Source organism: Liberiplasma polymorphum (assembly GCF_043951795.1).
GTDB lineage: Bacteria > Bacillota_I > Bacilli_A > Izemoplasmatales > Izemoplasmataceae > Liberiplasma > Liberiplasma polymorphum.
Genome location: NZ_JBIOAG010000008.1, coordinates 1 through 20,930, shown reverse-complemented (window position 1 = coordinate 20,930; position 20,930 = coordinate 1). Strand labels below are relative to the sequence as shown.

Annotated in this window: 23 protein-coding genes; 14 read left to right on the top strand and 9 right to left on the bottom strand. The window is 33.8% G+C overall.

Annotated elements, in window-relative coordinates:
• Window positions 1-24 precede the first annotated feature (24 nt).
• Complete coding sequence (locus ACHAJD_RS02960) at window positions 25-585, bottom strand: P-loop NTPase family protein (protein WP_435584372.1); 561 nt, start codon at window positions 583-585, stop codon at window positions 25-27.
• A 228-nt stretch (window positions 586-813) separates the two neighbouring features.
• Between ACHAJD_RS02960 and ACHAJD_RS02955 the strand changes: the two genes are divergently transcribed.
• From ACHAJD_RS02955 to ACHAJD_RS02925, 7 genes are all read left to right on the top strand, one after another.
• Window positions 814-987, top strand: a complete 174-nt coding sequence (locus ACHAJD_RS02955) for a hypothetical protein (protein ID WP_435584371.1) — start codon at window positions 814-816, stop codon at window positions 985-987.
• A gap of 69 nt (window positions 988-1,056) precedes the next feature.
• Window positions 1,057-1,914: a SatD family protein gene (locus ACHAJD_RS02950; protein WP_435584370.1), complete on the top strand. Its 858-nt coding sequence runs from the start codon at window positions 1,057-1,059 to the stop codon at window positions 1,912-1,914.
• A gap of 2 nt (window positions 1,915-1,916) precedes the next feature.
• Complete coding sequence (locus tag ACHAJD_RS02945; RefSeq protein ID WP_435584369.1) at window positions 1,917-2,648, top strand: DUF3307 domain-containing protein; 732 nt, start codon at window positions 1,917-1,919, stop codon at window positions 2,646-2,648.
• 38 nt (window positions 2,649-2,686) lie between these two features.
• Window positions 2,687-3,256, top strand: a complete 570-nt coding sequence (locus ACHAJD_RS02940) for a GNAT family N-acetyltransferase (protein ID WP_435584368.1) — start codon at window positions 2,687-2,689, stop codon at window positions 3,254-3,256.
• A gap of 7 nt (window positions 3,257-3,263) precedes the next feature.
• Window positions 3,264-3,626: a DUF8058 family membrane protein gene (locus ACHAJD_RS02935; RefSeq protein ID WP_435584367.1), complete on the top strand. Its 363-nt coding sequence runs from the start codon at window positions 3,264-3,266 to the stop codon at window positions 3,624-3,626.
• A gap of 149 nt (window positions 3,627-3,775) precedes the next feature.
• The gene (locus ACHAJD_RS02930) at window positions 3,776-4,825 is read left to right on the top strand and encodes an alpha/beta hydrolase family protein (RefSeq protein ID WP_435584366.1); all 1,050 of its coding nucleotides are present in this window, start codon (window positions 3,776-3,778) and stop codon (window positions 4,823-4,825) included.
• 80 nt (window positions 4,826-4,905) lie between these two features.
• Complete coding sequence (locus tag ACHAJD_RS02925; RefSeq protein ID WP_435584365.1) at window positions 4,906-5,379, top strand: glutathione peroxidase; 474 nt, start codon at window positions 4,906-4,908, stop codon at window positions 5,377-5,379.
• A gap of 60 nt (window positions 5,380-5,439) precedes the next feature.
• Here ACHAJD_RS02925 and ACHAJD_RS02920 read toward each other — a convergent pair whose 3' ends face one another.
• Window positions 5,440-5,979, bottom strand: a complete 540-nt coding sequence (locus ACHAJD_RS02920) for a P-loop NTPase family protein (protein ID WP_435584364.1) — start codon at window positions 5,977-5,979, stop codon at window positions 5,440-5,442.
• A 338-nt stretch (window positions 5,980-6,317) separates the two neighbouring features.
• Between ACHAJD_RS02920 and ACHAJD_RS02915 the strand changes: the two genes are divergently transcribed.
• The 3 genes from ACHAJD_RS02915 to ACHAJD_RS02905 all read left to right on the top strand — a co-directional run bounded on the left by ACHAJD_RS02915 (window position 6,318) and on the right by ACHAJD_RS02905 (window position 9,007).
• A complete protein-coding gene (locus ACHAJD_RS02915; RefSeq protein ID WP_435584363.1) occupies window positions 6,318-6,737 on the top strand; it encodes a hypothetical protein in 420 nt (139 codons plus the stop codon).
• A gap of 140 nt (window positions 6,738-6,877) precedes the next feature.
• Entirely contained in the window at window positions 6,878-8,374 is a 1,497-nt protein-coding gene (gene glpK, locus ACHAJD_RS02910) for a glycerol kinase GlpK (protein ID WP_435584362.1), read from the top strand.
• A gap of 24 nt (window positions 8,375-8,398) precedes the next feature.
• Window positions 8,399-9,007, top strand: a complete 609-nt coding sequence (locus tag ACHAJD_RS02905; RefSeq protein ID WP_435584361.1) for a DUF998 domain-containing protein — start codon at window positions 8,399-8,401, stop codon at window positions 9,005-9,007.
• A 171-nt stretch (window positions 9,008-9,178) separates the two neighbouring features.
• On the opposite strand, the gene mmsB is transcribed toward ACHAJD_RS02905, so the two are convergent.
• The 6 genes from mmsB to ACHAJD_RS02875 all read right to left on the bottom strand — a co-directional run bounded on the left by mmsB (window position 9,179) and on the right by ACHAJD_RS02875 (window position 16,992).
• Window positions 9,179-10,405: a multiple monosaccharide ABC transporter permease gene (gene mmsB, locus ACHAJD_RS02900; protein WP_435584360.1), complete on the bottom strand. Its 1,227-nt coding sequence runs from the start codon at window positions 10,403-10,405 to the stop codon at window positions 9,179-9,181.
• Entirely contained in the window at window positions 10,374-11,942 is a 1,569-nt protein-coding gene (gene mmsA, locus ACHAJD_RS02895) for a multiple monosaccharide ABC transporter ATP-binding protein (protein WP_435584359.1), read from the bottom strand. Before mmsA ends, mmsB begins: the two co-directional genes overlap by 32 nt.
• A 67-nt stretch (window positions 11,943-12,009) precedes the next feature.
• Entirely contained in the window at window positions 12,010-13,089 is a 1,080-nt protein-coding gene (gene chvE / locus ACHAJD_RS02890) for a multiple monosaccharide ABC transporter substrate-binding protein (RefSeq protein ID WP_435584358.1), read from the bottom strand.
• 64 nt (window positions 13,090-13,153) lie between these two features.
• Window positions 13,154-13,846, bottom strand: coding sequence for an L-ribulose-5-phosphate 4-epimerase (locus ACHAJD_RS02885; protein WP_435584357.1), 693 nt, complete (start codon window positions 13,844-13,846; stop codon window positions 13,154-13,156).
• Window positions 13,847-13,854: 8 nt separating this feature from the next.
• The gene (gene araA / locus ACHAJD_RS02880) at window positions 13,855-15,336 is read right to left on the bottom strand and encodes an L-arabinose isomerase (protein WP_435584356.1); all 1,482 of its coding nucleotides are present in this window, start codon (window positions 15,334-15,336) and stop codon (window positions 13,855-13,857) included.
• Entirely contained in the window at window positions 15,337-16,992 is a 1,656-nt protein-coding gene (locus ACHAJD_RS02875; protein WP_435584355.1) for a ribulokinase, read from the bottom strand.
• A gap of 292 nt (window positions 16,993-17,284) precedes the next feature.
• Here ACHAJD_RS02875 and ACHAJD_RS02870 point away from each other — a divergent pair, with 292 nt between their 5' ends.
• Genes ACHAJD_RS02870 through ACHAJD_RS02860 form a run of 3 tightly spaced genes read left to right on the top strand, consistent with a single transcriptional unit; the run spans window position 17,285 to window position 19,774 of the window.
• Window positions 17,285-18,289, top strand: a complete 1,005-nt coding sequence (locus ACHAJD_RS02870) for a LacI family DNA-binding transcriptional regulator (RefSeq protein WP_435584354.1) — start codon at window positions 17,285-17,287, stop codon at window positions 18,287-18,289.
• Between the two features lie 19 nt (window positions 18,290-18,308).
• Window positions 18,309-19,292 carry an aldo/keto reductase gene (locus ACHAJD_RS02865; protein WP_435584353.1) on the top strand — a complete coding sequence of 328 codons (984 nt, stop codon included), beginning with the start codon at window positions 18,309-18,311 and terminating at the stop codon, window positions 19,290-19,292.
• Window positions 19,286-19,774, top strand: a complete 489-nt coding sequence (locus ACHAJD_RS02860) for a hypothetical protein (RefSeq protein WP_435584352.1) — start codon at window positions 19,286-19,288, stop codon at window positions 19,772-19,774. Before ACHAJD_RS02865 ends, ACHAJD_RS02860 begins: the two co-directional genes overlap by 7 nt.
• A gap of 96 nt (window positions 19,775-19,870) precedes the next feature.
• Here ACHAJD_RS02860 and ACHAJD_RS02855 read toward each other — a convergent pair whose 3' ends face one another.
• Window positions 19,871-20,440 (bottom strand): hypothetical protein, encoded by a 570-nt coding sequence (locus ACHAJD_RS02855; protein WP_435584351.1) that lies wholly within the window; start codon window positions 20,438-20,440, stop codon window positions 19,871-19,873.
• A 266-nt stretch (window positions 20,441-20,706) separates the two neighbouring features.
• Here ACHAJD_RS02855 and ACHAJD_RS02850 point away from each other — a divergent pair, with 266 nt between their 5' ends.
• On the top strand, window positions 20,707-20,898 hold the full coding sequence (locus ACHAJD_RS02850; protein WP_435584350.1) for a hypothetical protein: 192 nt from the start codon (window positions 20,707-20,709) through the stop codon (window positions 20,896-20,898).
• Window positions 20,899-20,930: the final 32 nt, after the last annotated feature.

The window sequence follows — 20,930 nt, the reverse complement described above, 5'->3', positions numbered from 1 at the left end:
AATCCACTTTTAAATAGGAATATACTAGCATGAGCTAGTATTGTTTATATCATCTATAATAATATTCCCACAAGCATAATCACTTGTGATTAATGCATCTAGGTTAACAGATAAAGATGGGGTATCAATAACAATTTTATCGTACATTTGTTTTAGGTTTAAAATAAGATGTTTAAATGGTTTACTAAGTAAGAAAGAAGGAATGTTTTCCATCGATGAACCACTTGCTAAAAGATCTAAGTTTTTTTCATAACTTACAATGCGCGAAGTCCCTTCAAAAATCCAGTTACTTAATCCATTATCTTTATCTAAATTGAAATATTCATGAAAAACTGGATTACGAAAGTTTGCTTCTAAGAATAACGTTTTATAACCATCTTTTGCATAACTTTGTGCAAGACTGAGTGCGATTTGGGTTTTATTTTTTTGATAGCAGTGACTTACAACATTAATAACATTAAAATCAGGGTTAACTTGGTGATAGTTTAGTGAGTGAAGGAATGATTTATTATCACTTAATACCTCATATGATGTGGCTACATGATAAGTTTTTTTACTTTTACAACTCGGTGATATATTTTGCATAATAATCATCCTTTCTATTTACACTATAAACAATCTTAATAGACTTTTTATTGGGTTTATATTAATTAATAAATAAAGATTAGTGTTTAATGTTTGTTGAGTATACAAACTTAATATTTGTTGATAGTTTTAGTTTTTCAGTAAAAAGGTGTTTAAATAAATGGTTTATTGTGGGCATATTTAGTACATTTATGTTTAAAATGGCATTTTGTAGCGATGCTTCCTAGTATGCTAATAGTGCCTTTTATTGCCCAAAGAATGGATTCAACCCTTGCGGCTTTTTATGTTCATGCGATTCCTAATATGTTGTTATGGGTCATTATCTATTTTGGTATAAGAGGTAAAAAGAAACCATTATTAAAAACTAATATTTATTATAAAACAATCATTATTGATATTTAAAATGAAAATAAATCATAAATGATTGTTTTTTAATGCGAGAATATGGTATAATCTAATCAAGGTGATATTATGGAAAAACTATTTGTTTTAATGATTGATTTAGTAAAGTCAAAAGAATTAGATGAAACGAGTCGCTATGATGTTCAAACACGCATGCATTTGGCGTTAGAATTTATTAATAAGCATTGTAAAAATAAGTTAGTCAAATCATTATCTTTTTCTGCGGGAGATTCTATTCAAGGACTTTTTAGTGATGTAACCACTGCATATAGCACGTATTTATTTATTAAGTACGCAGTCTTTCCGTATACGATTCGTGCGGGGATTGGTTATGGGAAGGTTAATGTAGAAATGCTTGTAAAGTTTAAATCAGATAATTCTAATTTATATGATGGAAAAGCGTATCATGCTGCTAAAGAAGCCATTGATTTAGCAAAAAAACTAGATTACGAAATGGTCGTACATTCTGAAAATGCATTTGATCACACGGTGAATCATCTGATTAATGATGGGTTATTTATTTCACTTACAGAATCTAGAGGGGCACTTCTTAGTTTATTAAATCTTATAGAACCTGTATATTTTAATGCGTTAACAAAGCAGGTAAATTATTATAAAGATACATTAGTATTTGTTGAGGAAATTGTTAAGTTTTATCACGAAAGAAGTAGGGTTTCTAGTGATCAAAAAGCATTGTTTAATAAAACGCTTTATAAGAAATTAACGCAATCTATTGAGCCGGTTGATTATGATTTAACCAATCATGAATCAACGATTTCAAGTGAAGCAAGAGAAATCCTTGTTTCACTCACAAGCTCTACCCCACAAAATATTGGGGCGATCATAAGAGGGTCTAATATGGATTTTATTAGAAAACGATTAATGGCTAGAATTAGCTTACTGCAATACTTTTATGGGAGTGAATAAATATGATTTATTTAAATGTATTATTATTACTTCATGTTATTGGGGACTTTTATACACAAAGTAATCGAGTAAATTTGCTTAAAAAAGAAAGTTTTAAAGGACTATTTACGCATGTCTTTATGTATACAATGCCTTTTCTAATATTTTTATTCTTTATTAGTCCATTAGAGTATGCTTTAGTATTAATTGGTTATATCTTTTTAGCCCATTTAATCATTGATTACTTTAAAATAAGATTAGAGCGCCATAAAAATTCTACTGTGCAAAGCTTTGTTATTGATCAGGGATTTCATATTGTTGTTTTAATTATCGCCTATTTTATATTAAGAACCTATTTTGTAGACACGATTAGATTAGAAACAATGTTAACTGAAAACGGGGTTACAGTCACATTAGATTATATAGTTCGTGTGGGGCTTGTCTTTTTAATTATTTTAAAACCGGTATCTTATTTAATTGAGATGATGCTTCCAAAAAATAAGCAATTTATACCAGTAGAAGATGCAAATAGTAGTGAACCAGATTATGGGGATATAATTGGTAAACTAGAACGTATAACCATATTATTATTTGGGTTATTAAATTTATATGGATCCATTGCTTTAGTTATAACGGCTAAATCTATCGCAAGGTTTAAGCAGTTAGAAGATAAGTCGTTTGCGCAAAAGTATCTGATTGGAACGCTATTAAGTTTATGTATTACATTAATTTTATTATTAATATTTTTAGGATAAAAAGTCTTTAGTCAAATTTCATAAGAGGTTAACATAAAATGATAAAAATTATTGAAAAAAACCATCAAGATTTGGAAGATTATAGTAAAATCCCCATGCGTTTTAAAAGAGAAACGATTTATCACGTGAATGTAATAAATCAGGGACTTGGGGGATTTTTGTTAGAAGAGGTTACAGGAGATAACAAAATGCATGACCCGTCATTTGGTGAAGGACCAGGCAAATGGAAAAAAATGTTTGATATTAAAAATTGGCGTATTTTTATCGCGTATGATAAAGATTTACCCGTAGGCGGTATTGCGCTTGCTTATCAAACAAAAGGCTGTAATCGTTTAGAAGGCAAAGATGATTTAATTGTGGTTTGGGATTTACGCGTTCATCCTGATTATAAAGCACAAGGGATTGGAAAGCGTTTAATGAATCAAGCGGATGCATTCGCAAAAGAAGTTAAAGCGTCACAAATTAAAGTAGAGACACAAAATAATAATACGAATGCGTGTAAATTTTATGCAAGTCAAGGGTATACGTTAGGTGAGGTCAATCGTTTTGCTTATCGTGATGCCCCTGAAGAGAGTATGTTTATTTTTGTTAAAAATATAATGGTGTGAGGTCTTTATGAACAGGGTTAAATTTAGTGCAATCTTTAACATTTTTATTGGAAGTTCTATGATTATGATGTGGGCATTCTTTATTTTATTTGATATGGTGCCTGAATTTGAAACAGCGCCTCATGAAATTGCGACGCATTTAGTCGCAGAACACTTAACAGCCGTTGTTTTAATTGCTTCTGGGGTATTATTACTAAAAAATCATACCCTTGCTAAACCAATCTATTTTGTTGCTTATGGGTTTTTAATGTATGCAGTCATTAATAGTATGGGATATTTTTTCTTTCCATTTGATTGGTTTATGACAATCTTTTTTAGTTTAATCCTTATTGTATCGAGTTATTTATTTTATCAATTATTAAAGAGATAGCTTCTTGAAATAAGGAAACATCCCTTTAAACACAAACTTATTTGTTTGTGTTTTTTTGATAATTTCCTTAAAGCATATAGAATACTTTGTTGTTTAATGATATTATTTATAATGACTTTCAAAAAAGGGATAGTTATAAAGGAGTTTATATGAAAAAGATCGGGATTATTTTAACAAGTATTGTATTACTATTTGTCGTTGTATCAGGAGTTTTAACTAAAATTACCTATGATCAATCATTTCCACGCTATAATCGCCATGATGAAACCATCAATGCGTTTATACGTTATAGTGATATAGAAGAAGACTATGAAAGAACATTAGTGAATTTTGATTCAAATGGAAACAGTTTACAAGGGTATATTTATCCAAACAGTGAAGCTTTAGGCTTGGTAGTTATAGCCCACGGTATTGGCGGTGGGGCAGATAGTTACTTAGCCTATACTAAGTGGTTTTTAGATAATGGGTGGGCAGTATTTAGTTATGATGCCACAGGAAGTTTTGATAGTGAAGGAAAAACAACTAAAGGATTTCCTCAATCATTAATTGATTTAGAATCCGCATTAAATTATATTGAAACAAATGAGTCAATCAATGATTTAGAACTCGTATTATTCGGTCACAGTTGGGGCGGGTATGCGGTTGCTAATATCCTTCATTTAAATGATAACATTAAAGCAGTAGTAACTGCGGCAGCCCCTAGTAATGCAGACGATATGATTTTAGAACAAGCCACTAAAATGTTAGGATTTTTTGCAATCACTCAAAAACCATTTCTTGCAATGTATCAACGCTTGCTTTTTGGTGAATATGCTAAATATGATGCGATTGATGCGATTAATCAATCGAATGCCCATGTATTCATTATTCACGGTGAACAAGATGAGATGGTTTCTTATACAGGCAGTGCAATCATCGCTAGAAATAGTTTAATTACAAATCCAAATGTTATTACGATGGTTTCTACAATAGACGGGAAAAACGGACATAATAATTTATTTAGATCGAATGAGGCCATTGAATATATTAACGAAATCAATAGTGAATATAGAGCTTTGTATGATGAATACAATCAAAACATTCCTTACGAGGTCAACCAAACGTTTTATGAAGGCATCGACCGTTTTAAGGTTCAAGCATTAAATGAAACGTTAATGCAACTTATCCATGATTTTTATGTTAATGCGTTAAATAGTTAGTTGAATTTATAGTATTTTAATTGACCTAAGAAAGCTGTTAACCTATAGTTAACTTAACACACAATGAAAGAAGTGATAAAATGAGTATTTATGATTATAAAGTAAAAGATTTAAAAGAAAACGATGTGTCACTAAATGCGTATAAAGGCAAAGTATTACTTATTGTTAATACTGCAACACAGTGTGGGTTAACCCCTCAGTATACTGGGCTTCAAGCTTTGTATGAAAAGTATAAAGATCAAGGATTGGAAATCTTAGATTTTCCTTCTAACCAGTTTAATAACCAAGCGCCAGGGACAAGCGAAGAAATACATGCGGTGTGTACAGGAAGATTTGGGATTACCTTTAAACAGTTTGCGAAAATTGATGTAAACGGAGAAACAGAAGCCCCATTATATACTTACTTAAAATCGCAAAAAAGAGGACGATTTGGAAAAAATATTAAGTGGAACTTTGCTAAATTTTTAGTCAATAAAGAAGGCGTTATTGTTCACCGTTTTGCCCCAACAACTAGCCCTGATAAAATTGATGCGTATATTAAAAAAATCTTATAACAAAATAGCCTCCATCGCGGAATCCGCAATGGAGGCTATTTATTTTAGATTGTTATAAGTTTAATCTTGAATTGTAATATTTCCACAGGCATAATCACTGATGATTAATGCATCAAGATGCTCAGATAGCGTTGGGGTATCGATAACGATTTTATCGTATAAACCTTTTAAGTTAAAAAGCATTTCTTTAAACGCTTTACTAATTAAAAAGGCAGATACATTTTCCATTGGGGCACCACTTGCTAAAATATCTAAGTTTTCTTGATGAGGTAAAATTGGGAAGATATCATCTTTAATCCAATAACTAATACCGGCATTTGGACTTAAATTAAAATAAGTCTGGAATACGGGGTTTCTAAAATTCACTTCTAATAATAATGTGTCAAAGCCTGCATGTGCATAGCTTCTTGCTAAACTTAGGGCTAACCCTGTTACATTGACGTGTTTGCTATTACTCATTACATTGATTACTTTTAAATCTGGGTTGATTGTTTTATGATCGATAGTTTCGATAATTTTTTTGTTTAAACCAAACCCTTTAACTTGCCAATCAATTTGATAACTTTGTTTACTTTTACAACTTTGAGTTAATGTGTGCATCATAATCATCCTTCCTGATTACCTAGTTAACAGGATTTAGAAGTGTTTTGTTGGACTATGATCTAAATAAACCTATTAATACGAGTAACTGTATATAAAACGTATGAAACCAGCTTGAACTGTGAAAAAAATAAAAACAGGTTAATAGCGTTTTGAAAATGGCTTATTTTAAAGAGGATAATTCTTAAAAATAGACAAAATGCTAAACATGCGTTAAAATATACTATTAAAAGCATGTCTGGTTGAAACATTTTAGTTTTTTTTCCAGCCCTACCCCCTTTTCATATTGACTATTTTTGTATATACTATTCACATCAACTATGAAAAGAGGGATTTTTATGAGAGACAAACTATTTGGATACTGTATGGAATTATCTATCGAAGCACTAAACATTGAACCAATCGATTTAGTTGTCACAGGAAGTGAGGAATTTCCAGTTGCTTCATCTAGTGGCAATTATTTCCCAGAAACACGTACGCTTTATATAAACGAATCATTTTACCATTCTGCTTCATTTGAAACCTTGGCTTACTTTGCGGCCCATCAAGCTAGAAGAGTCTTTCAAATTGATGCTACAAACAATCCAGAATTGTTTTCTAACGTTGTTTCAAAAGAAACGATTGCATTATGGGCAGAAGAGTTAAAAAACTATGTAAACCCAAATGACGATAATGACGATGAATATTACGCACAAGCCATTGAAAAAGATGCGGATGATTTTGCGCATACGTTCATTGCATTAAACCCTAAAGTTTAAACGGTGTTCATTTAATTACAACTTATAAATAATTCATGTCTATCATTGACATGAATTTTTTATAAGGATTTGTGACATAATTAGGTATATATTTGGTATGATAAATATAAGAGTAGTGTAAGTTGAAGGGAAGTATATTTATGGAAAAGAAGTATATATTAGCTCTAGATCAAGGAACGACTTCTTCACGAGCGATTTTATTTGATAAATCTGGATCGATTTGTGGGGTAGCGCAAAAAGAGTTTGAACAGATTTACCCTAAACCAGGTTGGGTTGAACATGATGCGAATGATATATGGTTATCCATATTAGGGGTGATGGCTGAGGTGTTATCTAAGAGTAATGTATCGGCTAAAGAGATTGCTTCTATTGGGTTATCTAATCAACGTGAAACGACTGTTGTTTGGAATAAGCATACAAGTAAACCTATTTATAACGCGATTGTTTGGCAATCTAGACAAACCGCTGATATTTGTCAATCGTTAAAAGATCAAGGACTTAATGATTTGTTTAGAAGTAAAACAGGCCTTTTAATTGATGCTTACTTTAGCGGGACTAAAGTAAAATGGATTTTAGATAATGTAAAAGGGGCAAAAAGTGCAGCACTTAAAGGGGACTTATTATTTGGGACGATTGATACTTGGCTTATTTGGAAGTTAACCGGAGGGAAAGTACATGTTACGGATTATTCAAATGCGTCTAGGACGTTAATGTATAATATTTTTGAATTAAAATGGGATGAAGCATTACTAGATATTTTAGGGGTACCACTTTCTATGTTACCTGAGGTAAAACCGTCTTCTCATATTTACGGCAAAACAGTGAGTTATCATTTCTCAGGAGAAGAAGTGCCAATATCTGGGGTGGCAGGAGACCAACAAGCTGCTTTATTTGGTCAAGCCTGTTTTGAAAAAGGCATGGCTAAAAACACGTATGGGACAGGGTGTTTTATGTTAATGAATACAGGCTCTGAAGCCGTTAAATCTGAAAACGGCTTACTCACAACGATTGCTTGGGGCATTGATGGGAAGGTTGAATATGCATTAGAAGGTAGTATCTTTGTTGCTGGAAGTGCTGTGCAATGGTTAAGAGACGGGTTAAAGATCATTAGCCATGCAAAAGAAACTGAAACGCTGGCTGAAACGCTTGAATCTAATGAGGGCGTATATCTAGTTCCTGCCTTTGTAGGACTAGGAACCCCTTACTGGGATAGTGAAGTAAGAGGGGCTTTGTTTGGGATAACCCGTGGAACTAAAAAAGAACAATTAGCCCGTGCAACCTTAGAAGCAATTGCGTATCAATCTTATGATGTTTTAACAACCATGAATAAAGATTCTGGAATCGAGTTAAAAAAACTCCGTGTAGATGGTGGCACGGTTGGCAATGACTTTTTAATGCAATTTCAAAGTGATATATTAGGGGTTTCTGTAGAACGCCCTATCGTTCAAGAAACAACCGCATTAGGGGCTGCATATTTAGCAGGATTAGCGGTTGAGTTTTGGGCATCTAAAGAAGATATTGCTAAACACTGGGTCATTGGGAAAACATTCACCCCGTCGATGGATGCAAATACAAGAAGTAAATTGCTTAAGGGTTGGCAAACAGCCATAAAAGCCACGATGGCTTTTAAACTTTAAGTTCCATGAATTGAGGCAAAACGTATGCATATAAGTAATCGGAAATTTATTTTTTATCTATTAGCTATAATCGCTATTACGGCTTATTTTTTACATGTGTGGATTGGGACCATCCTTTATGAGGGTTATAATCCTTTATCTCAAGCCATTAGTGATTTAACCGCTGAGGATTCACCGGTTAAACACATTACACGAATATTTAGCAATTTGTATGGATTTTTAAGTGTTATTGTTGTGGGGGCTTTTATCTTTTATAGTTGGAAGTATCCTAGTAAGTTACTAAGAGTAGGCATTTTACTATTTTCACTTATGATAATGATTTCTGCAGTTGGATATGCTTTATTTCCATTATCAGAATCAGGGTATGCGGGAACATTTAAAGATATTATGCATATGGTTATAACGGGTTTTGTTGTGGGGCTTACGTTAATGGCCTTGATTTTACTTTCTATTGCCTTTAAAAATCCAATTTACAAGATCGTCACCCTTATTGCCCTAACTTTATTGATAGCCTCTCCAATATTGATGACATTTTGCTCCCCTGATTATTTTGGGGTTATGGAGCGCATTAGTGTTTATACAGTTGTCTTATATTTTGGCTTCTTAGCCACCGTTATTTTATATAAGAAATGATGTCGCATATGATGCAAGTTTAGGTTACCCACTATTTAATTTAATCGTAGGAAGTTCAATGATTTTAGATGTGGCTATCCCTTAGTTATTAAGTGTATAAGATTAGGTTAAAATAAAAAAACACATGGGTGGACATGTGTTTTTTTATAATGAATATGAAGGAAGAAGAAATTATTTCGCTCTATTTTTAGTTGCGATATCAAACCATACCGCAAGGAGTAAGACAAGTCCTTTAACTACTTGTTGCCAATCGATTCCAAGACCGAGTAAACTCATACCGTTATTGATAACCCCCATAACTAAAGCACCAATAACAGCCCCAACAACCGTTCCAACCCCACCAGCAGCACTTGCGCCACCAATGAAAGCAGAAGCAATGGCATCAAGTTCAAAGAGTTCACCAGCTTTAGGTGTTGAAGCATTTAAACGGGCTGCATAAACGATCCCGCTTAACGCGGCTAAAAATCCCATGTTCGTATAGACTAAAAACATCGTTCTTCTCGTGTTAACCCCAGATAGTTTTGCGGCTTCAGCATTTCCGCCTAAAGCATATACATGTCTACCAATGGTCGTTTTTTTAGTGATGAATGCATAAACAATGATTGTAATGAATAAGATAATTGAAACATTAGGAAATCCTCTATGTCTAGCAATCGTTAAGGTGAATAAGTTTATGGCTGTAACAACAATCACACTGCCTAATATGGTAACCCATAAAGGGGATACATCAAAATTATACTTAATTCTTTTTTTACGCGCTAACAGTAAAGAAAGGATATATAAGATACTAAAGATGATACCAATTAGTAGTGTTAATACATGGAATCCTTCAACACTTACAATATCTGGCATAAACCCTGAACTTAATCGGTTAAACCCATCTGGAAAAGGGCCTAAGGTGACGCCTTCTAAAACAAGTAAGGTTAACCCTCTAAAGATTAACATCCCACCTAAGGTGACGATGAATGCAGGTATTTTAACATAAGCAATCCAAAACCCGTTCCAAGCCCCAGCTAAGATTCCTAAAAATAATGCAATCCCAAGGGCTAACTGCCAAGGTACATCATTTCTAACAATCATAATCCCTGCCATCGCCCCAACAAACGCGGCGACTGAACCAACGGATAAATCAATGTTTCCAGTTAAAATAACAATAAGCATCCCAACGGCTAAGATGATAACATGCGCATTTTGTAAGATGATATTATTGACATTTAACGGTCTTAAAGAGACACCGCCTGTTGCAAAGTAGAAGTAAATGATAATAATGATTAAGGCTAAGAACATTCCGTATTGACGAATGTTTTCTTTAAATAGTTTTCTTAAGATTAGAAAAATTTCGTTTGTTTGGAAAAAATGTAATAATTTATTGGGTGATTTTTCTGGTAATTTTGCCATCTTCAGCAACCTCCACTTTCTCAGATACGATAAACTTCATAATTGCTTCTTGCGTAAAGTTATCTTTATGTAGTTCTCCTTTAATTTGACCCTTAGCCATGATGTAAATACGATCGCTTAATCCCATAACTTCTGGTAACTCTGAGGAAATCACAATCACGGCTTTACCCATCTCAGCTAACTTATTGATAATGGTATATATTTCATATTTAGCTCCAACATCAATTCCTCTAGTTGGTTCATCTAAAATGAGAATATCAGGGGCAGTAAACATCCATTTACTAAGCACTACTTTTTGTTGGTTCCCCCCACTTAGGTTTTTAACTTCTTGTAAAATGTTAGAATATTTAACTTGTAAGGCCTGAACTTGTTTTTCAACTTCAGAGATTTCTTTGTTTTCATCTAAAATACCAGACGTACTAATACGGTTTAAATTCGCTAATACAACATTGTGTTTAATACTATTGATTAATATTAACCCATGACTTTTACGGTCTTCTGGAACGTAGGCCATATTATGCTTAATGGCAGTATGTACGTTGTTTAATTCAATTTCTTTTCCGTGAATAAAGATTTTACCTTTTATATTTTTACCATATGATTTGCCGAAGATGCTTCTTGCAAACTCGGTGCGTCCTGCCCCCATAAGTCCTGCAATTCCAACAACTTCTCCTGCGCGTACTTTTATACTAACGTCATTAATGACTTTTCTTTCATACATTGGGTGATCGACATGCCAGTTTCTAACTTCTAATAATACATCGCCTTTTTTCGCGTTACGCTGTGGGTATAACTCAGTAATCGCTCTACCAACCATGCTTTTAATAATACGTTCTTCGGTGACTTTATCTTTTTCCATGTCCATATAGTCAACCGCTTGGCCATCACGTAAAATGGTTAATGAATCACTGATTTGCTCGATTTCATTGAGTTTATGTGAAATCATAATCGAGGTTACCCCTTGATTTTTTAACTCTACAATGAGTTTTAAAAGATTTTGTGAATCTTCTTCATTTAAGGCACTTGTTGGTTCATCTAAAATAAGTAAATCAATATCTTTACTTAATGCTTTGGCAATTTCTACCATTTGTTGTTTTCCTACACTTAAATCTTTAATGAGCGTAGAAGGATTTTCATTTAGCCCAACTTTTTTTAATAAGGCTTTAGTTTTTTGAAAGGTTTCGTCCCAGTTAATGATGCCTTTACGTGCAATTTCATTGCCTAAGAATATATTTTCTGCAATCGACAATGTTTTAATTAATGCAAGTTCTTGATGGATGATCCCAATACCACGTGCTTCACTCATTTTGATATCTTTAAATGCACATAGTTCGCCCTTATAAAAGATTTCACCTTCATAATTGCCAATTGGATATACCCCACTAAGAACTTTCATCAAGGTTGATTTTCCTGCACCGTTTTCACCACAAAGCGCATGGATTTCTCCATGTTTTACTTTAATATTTACTTGATCGAGTGCTTTAACCCCAGGAAATTCTTTGGTGATGTTTTTCATTTCTAAAATATAGTCATTCATATGAGTCAACCTTTCTATATGACCCGGTTAGTGGCTAAGCCACTAACCGACCATACGAATTTATTAATTAGTTACTTGGAATATTAAAGTCTGATTCTACGTAGTATCCTGTATCAAGTAATGCAGCACGCCAGTTAGTAAGGTCAACGAATACTGGAATTAAAAGATATGAAGGAACATCTTTTACATCATTATTATACGTGTCAGTGTCATTAACTTCAACTTCACCGTCAGTTAATAATGCATTAGCCATTTGAACTGCTACACCAGCTAATGTACGTGTATCTTTAAATACAGTTGAACTTTGGTAACCATTGATGATTTGTTGGACTGAAGCTTGTTCTGCATCTTGTCCAGTAATATATGGCATTGGGGTGTCGCTTGAACCAAGTCCGTATCCATTTGAACGAAGTGCTGAGATGATTCCAATACTTAAACCATCATATGGTGATAATACAGCGTGAACTATTTCGCCACCTGAATAATAAGAAGTAATTAAGTTTTCCATTCTTGATTGTGCCACTTGTCCGTCCCAACGAAGTGTTGCGACTTGTGTAACACCAGTTTGTCCTGAACGTACTACAAGTTTACCACTGTCAATATAAGGTTGTAAAATACTCATAGCGCCGTTGAAGAAGAAGAATGTGTTGTTATCATCAGGAGATCCTGCGAATAACTCAACATTAAATGGTCCTGCTTCATTTTCAAGGTCTAATCCGTCAACGATTCCTTGACCCATTAAAACCCCTACACCGAAGTTGTCAAATGTTGCGTAGTAATCAACATTTTCAGTATTCATGATTAAACGGTCATAAGCGATAACATAAATGCCTTCGTCTGCTGCTTTAGCAAGTACGTTTGTCAATGATTGGTTATCGATTGCAGCGATAACTAATACTTTAACCCCGCGTGTAATCATGTTTTCGATTTGGGCAACTTGGTTGGTAATGTTATCTTGAGCATACTCTAAAATAACTTCATAACCTAGTTCTTCGAATTGTTCTTTCATTGAATATCCATCAGAAATCCAACGGGTTGAAGATGTTGTAGGCATTGAAATTCCTATATCAGGAGTTGATGCTGTCCCGCATGCTGATAAAGTAAAAATTCCAATGGCTACTGCTAATGTAATTAAAATCTTTTTCATTTTTCTTTCTCCTCTATTTTTTGTATTATATTTTTACAATTTCTTTAGTTGAAATTGTTAATACCTATTGGCCATAATATTTGTTTTTACCATGTTTTCTTTCGTAGTGCTTTGTAAGTAATGCTTCTTGTATTTCATAGGCATCTTCTCTAATCATCATGGTGTGATAAGCCATTTCTGCGATGGTTTCTAATACGACGGCATTATGGACGGCATCACTTGGATTTTCTCCCCATGTAAATGGACCGTGTTCACTTACAATGACGCCTGGACAATGCACCGGATTAATCGTGTTTTCTTTAAACGTATCAACAATGATTTTTCCAGTATTTTTTTCATAATCTTCTTTAATCATTGTCTCACTCATCATCTTTGTAACGGGTATAGCTTGATTAAAATAGTCTGCATGGGTTGTGCCAAAGATTGGTATTGGCCTTTTCGCTTGAGCGAATATTGTTGCCCATTTAGAATGGGTATGGACGACGGCTTTAACACTTTTAAAGGCTTTATAAATTTCAAGATGGGTGAATGTATCACTACTTGGTTTTAAGGTGCCTTCAATAATATTACCCTCTAAGTCAACAACGACCATATCACGTGCTTGCATGTTACTATAATCAATCCCGCTTGGTTTGATGACGACGTATTTGCCTGATTCATCTATTGCAGAAACATTACCCCATGTGAAGATAACTAGTTCATATTTTACTAAATCTAAATTAGCTTTAAATACTTGTTCTTTTAATGCTTCTAGCATCTAACCACCTACTTTATCGTTTGATAAGCGCTTTGGTTCCATAATAGTTCTTGTTTTAATGCCGTGATATTAGTTTGTTCATTAATATGGATAAATTCAATATTTAACATTTCTGCGAAGTCTCTTAAGATTTCAGCGTCTAGATCATAACTCATTACAGTATGGTGCGCCCCACCAGATATTAACCACGCCTCAGTCGCAACACTAAATGAAGGCTTTAATGACCACATTGCTCTAGCGACTGGGAGTTTAGGCATATCTTTTAACGGTTTAATCGCTTCACAATCACTCACAATCATACGGTATCTATGCCCTAAATCAACCAGCGTAACTTGAATGGCTTTCCCGCTTTTTGCATCAAATATTGCACGGGCTGGGGCGTTTTTACCCCCAATACCAAGTTCGTGAACTTCAATCACTGGTTTACCTTCTGCGATGGAAGGACACACTTCTAACATATGGGCACCAAGGACTAATTCATTGTCTTCTTCTAAGTGATAAGTATAGTCTTCCATAAATGAATTGCCTAATCCGGAATCACTTGACATGAGTTTCATGAGTCTTAGCATTGCTGCAGTCTTCCAATCACCCTCAGCCCCAAAGCCATAGCCTTCAAGCATTAAATCTTGTACGGCAAGTCCTGGGAGTTGTTTTAATCCGTGTAAATCTTCGAAAGTAGTAGTAAAAGCTTTAGCGTTTCTTTCATCTAAAAACTTTCTTAAAGCAACTTCAATTTGTGCCTGGTATTTAATCGCTTCTAAATAATCCGTATTAATTTGATAACGCGCTTCATATTTAAGCATTTGTTCACGCAGTTCATTTTGATTTATCGCCTCAACTGCGCGCGCTAAATCCCCAATCCCGTACGTATTAATACTCCAGCCAAACTTAATTTCTGCATCAACTTTATTGCCTTCAGTTACGGCGACATAACGCATATTATCACCAAATCTAGCAACATTTAACTTTTTAGATTCATAAACGCCTGCGGCACTTTTAGTCCATTTTTTAATACGTTCTAACACCTGTTTATTTGTATAATGCCCTGAAATCACTTTTCTTTGTTTTTGCATTCTTGTATAAATAAATCCATGTTCACGGTCTCCGTGCGCTGCTTGATTTAAGTTCATGAAATCCATATCGATTTCATCCCAAGGGATTTCTTTATTAACCTGCGTATGTAAATGGAGTATCGGTTTATTTGCAATCGATAATCCTCTGATCCACATCTTTGAAGGACTAAAGGTGTGCATCCATGTGATTACGCCAGTTACCTCGTCATCTTCATTGACTTCTTTAAATAACGCAGTTGCTTCATCAGTTGTTTTAACTAACTGCTTAAACTCAACACTTGCGAAAGGTTGAACGGCATCGTTTAACGTTTTCGCAACTTCTAGTGCACGCGTTTCAATCGTTTTAAAGATTGACTCACCATAAAGATGTTGCGTTCCAACGACTAACCAAAATCTGTATTTTTTCATCATTTTCATCTAACCTTTCATCTTCTTAAGACGTTTCATCACATTGTTTACACCGATTCCAAAATAATCATGAAGGATTTGGAATTCTTGATAAATGTTTTGATACTTAAGGACATTTTCTTTATTTGGATAAATGACTTCATCTTTAACCTTAGCCATCTTTTGTGCGGCAGTAAAGATGTCTTTATGACCGCCCTTATCACGGGCTGCAACACTTGCAAACATCGCAGCACCTAAGGCTGGGGTGTGTTCTGAATCTGCCATTTTAATGGGACGGTTTAATACATCTGCATAAATTTGAAGGAGAAGTTTATTTTTATTAGGTAATCCCCCACAAACATAGAGTTCATCAACTTTAACCCCGTTATCTTCAAAGTTATCAATAATTATCTTTTTACCAAAAGCTGTCGATTCGATTAAAGCCCGGTAAATTTCTTCAGGTTTTGTTTGTAAAGTAATCCCAAGGATTAACCCACTTACATCGGCATCTACAAGAATCGACCTGTTTCCGCCAAACCAGTCTAAGGCAAGGAGTCCTGATTCACCAACACGTAGTTTACTTGCTTTAGCTTCTAAATAGTCATGAATAGATTGGGTGTTTTTTAAGGCAGCGTCTTCAACTTCTTTTGAAATATAATGATCAGTAAACCAAGCAAATATATCACCAACCGCTGATTGTCCTGATTCATAAGCGTAATAACCAGGTATAGCCCCGTTTAATACAACCCCGCACATTCCAGGAACTTTTTTTTCTTCTTTACCAAGTAAGATATCACAAGTAGAAGTCCCCATAATCATTAACATTTGACCTTCTTTAGTCACATTAACAGCGGGTGCGCTAACATGCGCATCGACGTTGCCAACGGCAATGGCAGTATGTTCTGATAAGCCTAATAGTTTTGCCCATTCAGGGGTTAATGTACCTGCTAATTCTCCAACATCTTTAAAGGTGCCTTTAATTTTTTCTTCAATAATATTTTCCATTCTTGGGTCTAACTTCTTAAAGAAATCTTTACTAGGAAAGCCTTCTTCATGATGATAAATTGCTTTATACCCAAGTGTACACGTATTTCTAATAACATGACCAGTTAACTGTGAAGTGACCCAGTCAGTTGCTTCTAAGAAGTTATCAATCTTCTGATATAATGGATAATCTTCTCTTAATACTTGAAGCACTTTAGGAAACAACCACTCACTAGAAATTTTACCACCATAGTGGTTAATCCAAGAAGTGTTTTCTTTATGCGCTAACGCATTTAGTTCATCCGCATAAGGTTGTGCGGCATGGTGTTTCCATAACTTAATCCATGCGTGCGGATTATCTTTATGATCTTTATTAAAACACATAGGTGTGTTATTTTTATCTACGGCTACAACCGTACAAGCAGTAAAGTCAATCGATAATCCAATGATTTGATCTTTACTTACTGAGGTTTCTTTTAATAAAGAAGGAATCGTTTCTTTTAATACATCTAAATAATCATTTGGGTCTTGTAAGGCATAATCAAACCCTAGTTTAATATCCGTATTAGGTAAATAATCTGTAATGACTTTGTTTTTATATTCATGGACACTTGATGCAAGCACATCACCATTTTCAATGTCGATTAATACACTGCGACCAGATAAGGTGCCAAAATCAACACCGATTGTATATTTTTTCATATTTTCCACGCTCATTTCATAATGTAATCGTTTACTTGCTTATAGTTTATCAAATATTTAGTAAACAAACAAGCATAAAATAATTTTATTTACTAAACACAATAAACGGCTTTAATGACTATATATAGGCGTTATAACGATTTCGACTAAATTTTATTTTATTATAATTATTATAAATAAGTAAAATTAACCCTTAATGAAACGTTTTCATAAAAATTATGTTTACTAAACAAAACATTTTCATTAATAAACGTTACTAACTATGCTATAATAGTGTCATGAGGTGATTATTATGCCAACCATTCGTGATATTGCAAAACTTGCAAACGTCTCACCGGCAACGGTATCTAGAGTATTAAATAATGATGATTCAATTCAAGTTACATCAAAAACTAAAAAGAAAATCTTTGAAGTTGCTGAAAAACTTGCGTATACAAAACATCGTCATAAGTCCCCAACAAAAGCCAATAAGAAATTGATCGGGATTGTTCACTGGTATACCATTGAACAAGAAATCAATGACCCTTATTTTATTTCGATTAGAATGGGGATGCAACATGAGTGTTTAGAAAATGATTTAGATTTTGAAATCATTTATAACGATAACAATCTCAAAAAAACACTCGCTTCACAAAAGTATCACGGGATTATTATTTTAGGAAGATTCTGTGATGAAACCTTAGATTTTATTGAGTCACTTTATGATAATATTGTTTATGCTCATACTAAAGATATGCGCTTTAAATACGATTCAGTTCACACTGATTTTAGAGCGTTAACCAAAGATGTTTTAAATTATTTAATCAAAAAAGGACATAAGAAAATTGGGTATATTGGGGGTCAAGAAGTTGTGCCTGTTACAAAGGCAAGGCATATTGACCCAAGAGAATTAGAATTCCAAGAAATTATGTACCAACATAACCAATTTAATTCTAAATATTTTAAAGTAGGCGATTATTCGATTGAAAGTGGGTATAAGCTTGCGAATGATTTAATTAAAATGAATCATGACAATTTACCTACAGCGATTTTTTGTGGGAATGACTCCATCGCACTTGGCGCGTGCCGCGTCATCCAAGAACATCGTTTAAAGATTCCTAAAGACATTGAAATCTTTAGTGTCAATGATATTCCAACCCTTCAGTATACATCGCCATCTTTATCCACTGTAAAAATCTATTCAGAGTTTATGGGGGTTATGGCAATAAGATTACTGATTGAACAAATGAAAAACGAAAGAGATTTAAAACTAAGCATTATCGTCCCATACGAACTTGTCTTTAGAGAAAGTGCGTAAGAAAAGAAAGGAGTAAATAATGAATAATAGACGTTTAGGAAAAACCGATGTGATGGTTTCTGAGATTAGTTTAGGAACTTGGCAATTAGGCGGTAAATGGGGAGCCCCATTTGATAAAGAAGAAGCATTAAAAACCTTACAAACAGCCGTGGATTATCACATCAACTGTTTTGATACAGCTGATGTTTATCAAGGCGGATTAAGTGAAAAAACGATTGGTGAATTTATTAAACCACTAGAGCATAAACCTTTTGTGATTACAAAAGCAGGGAGAAGATTAAACCCTCACGTAAAAGAAGGGTTTAATGAAGCAAACATTAGAAAGTTCATTGATGATTCAAGAGAAAACATGCAAGTAGAAACTTTAGATATGGTGTTACTTCACTGTCCGCCAACGGACGTTTACTATATGCCCGAACTCTTTAAAGTGTTAGATGAACTCATTGAAGAACAAAAAATAAACCATTACGGGGTCAGTGTAGAACGTATTGAAGAAGGACTAAAAGCCTTAGAATATCCAAACGTAAGTGCGATTGAAATTATATTCAATATGTTTAGGTTACGTCCAATGGAAACTTTCTTTAAAAAAGCCAAAGAAAAAGACGTTGGGATTATTGTTAGAGTGCCACTTGCAAGTGGCTTACTCACTGGTAAATTCACAAAAGATACCACATTTAATAAAGACGATCATAGAACCTTTAATAGAGATGGGGCTGCCTTTGATAAAGGTGAAACCTTCTCAGGTGTTGATTATGAGTTAGGCCTTACAGCTGTAGAAAAACTAAAAGGCTTATTTGATACGAAAAACTTAGTTCCTTATGCGTTAAAATATTGTTTAATGTTTGATGCCGTCAGTACGGTGATTCCTGGGGCAAGTAACGCTAAACAGGTTATATCAAACGCAGAAGCCTCACTTTTTAGAGCATTAACTGAAGAAGAAATGGATGCGGTTAAAGATATCTATGATGCTTATATTAAAGACCCAGTCCACTATTTATGGTAACCAATACTATTTACACGGTCCAACTATCCATCATTAAAAAAATTATACTCGTCATCTTATCTGGTGCATTTACAGGTGGGATCCTTGCACTTGTATTTTATCTATTTGATCCAACCAGTTGGAAAATGGCTCCTAACGAAAATGCGTTTATAAATATCGTTATTATGATGATTTTTGGGATGTTATTTTCAAACATTTATTATAGACACCAATTCAGAAAATATAAGCAGCTCTCAGTTGAAATTGATGATAGCATTAAAGTGCTAAGAAATAATGAAATCATCCATGATTATCCAGCCGCATCATATAAAAGCGTTGTAATAGACCATCAATTTTATTTTATCTATAAACTAAAAAGAGTTACCTTAAGGTTTACAAATCCAACCTCAAAAAAACCAGATCTAGTTGTACTCTTATTAGATAAAGAACGTATCAGCACGCTAAATGAACGTTTAAGTACATTAAAAAACAATTCACTATAACTATTGAGATGCAACGGGAGTTGCATCTTTTTATTAGGTTATTAAGGATATTTTTAACATAAAAAAATCCTTCAAATTGAAGGACTCTTCTCTTCATCACTCGGGTAGTTGTACCGTAGTATTATTATACCCACTAATGTCAATTTCTACATCAACATTCATACCATCTGAAACCATTGAAAACGTTATGGTATCAATATATCCGTCCGCATTTAATATAATAACAACATCTTTCATATATTCAGTTTCTTCATCATTTAAATATATACGTTCTTTAGTTAGTTCCCAAACACCTTTACTAGTTTCTTCGAAATCATCGTAATTCAAATCATCTAACAAAATACTATTTAATTCATCATTTGTCTCATTAGGGGTATCTGATAAAACATAAGTTCCATTCGTTTGAAGGATATAGTCATATTCTTCTCCATCAACGGTTTTAGTATAAGTCCCTTCTCCACCAAGTGGATTGCTTGTGTAACTCAAATCCCCATCTACTTTAAACGTAAATGTGAGTGTTCCAAACAAAGGCACATTGCTTATTGTCATATCCATACGGTATGACTCAACTTCTTCCATAGTGTTAAAAGCTTTTTCTAATTTGTTTTGGCATCCCGATAACGTAATGACAAACATAAGTGTAAATAAAACAAGTAATTTTTTCATAAAATAACTAATCCCTTCTGGTTTTTTAAAAGAAAAAATGAGTCAAGAAATACTCATAATCGTCCCTTCCCTTCCAAAGTAAGTTTAGCATACTATAGGTATATTGACAACAGCGCTTCCTATAGCAAACTCTAGGTATGTAATTGAACTATAGATGCAACCATCTAAAGTATCTTTATTTAAGTAAGAAACAATATCCTTAAATTAGCTTAGGATTTAATGTTAAAATAAATGCAATAATCGTTTATATATATCGGAGTGATAAGATGTTTAAAGTAAAAACGTTTTGGATTACACTTTATCTATTAGCTTTTTCTATTCATGGGTTATTATTCATCCATGTTTTTTCTGAAGGTAGTAGAATTGATCAAGCCATTATAACAATGAGTATGGGGTTACTAGTTATTTGTAAGCGTCAACGGATGGACGCATTGAACGAAGTCACAGTCACTTGGTAAAATAATAACCAAGAAAGAAGGGGGCTTTTAAA